The sequence below is a fragment of the Pilosibacter fragilis genome (assembly GCF_032490495.1).
GTDB classification, from domain to species: domain Bacteria; phylum Bacillota; class Clostridia; order Lachnospirales; family Lachnospiraceae; genus Pilosibacter; species Pilosibacter fragilis.
On record NZ_JAVYJB010000068.1, the window covers coordinates 1 to 713 of the forward strand.

The following is a 713-nucleotide window of genomic DNA, read 5'->3' on the forward strand; positions in this document are numbered from 1 at the left end:
TCGGCGGAGAAGATTCTCACTTCTCTTTGCTGTTACGACCACCGGGATTCGCAATCCTGATCGGTCCACTGGACCTCACAGCCCAGCTTCTGTCCAATCAGGACGCCTTCCTACCAGCGCAGCTACAAGCTGCGTTCTGAGGTATCGGTGGCTGGCTTAGCCCCGTCAATTTTCGGGGCCGTCAGCCTCGGCGGGTGAGCTGTTACGCTATCTTTGAAGGATGGCTGCTTCTAAGCCTACCTCCCCGCTGTCTGAGGCTGACGACGCCCTTTGGTTTGACATTTAGCCAGCATTTGGGGACTTTAACCTCAGTCTGGGTTGTCCCCCTCTCGGTCGTGGAGCTTACCCCCACTAACCCGTTTCCCAAAGTCTTAGGTGCGGGTGGATTCGTAGTTTGAAAGGAAAGTGGACCCTTTCGGATCCTTGTTTTCCAATCAGTGCTCTACCCCACCAGCCGCCTCGCTCGGGACTGGGCTCAGGCCCACTTCGGAAGGAACTAGCTATCACCAGACTAGATTGGTCTTTAGCCCCTATCCCCAGGTCTGGGGAACGAATTGCACGTCAGAACCCTTTCGAGCCTCCACTAGGCTTTCGCCTAGCTTCGCCCTGCCCAGGGATAGATCGTCTGGTTTCTAGTATGTATAGTTATGACTTCAGGCCCTTTCAGACCTTGCACCTGGCTCCTTGCGGAGTTGCGTGCGTGTTGATTTCCC

The 713-nt window shown here is 55.4% G+C and carries 1 rRNA gene; it reads right to left on the bottom strand.

Annotated features, from left to right (window positions below):
• Positions 1-713, bottom strand: a 23S ribosomal RNA gene (locus ABCW45_RS17760); the annotation flags it as partial.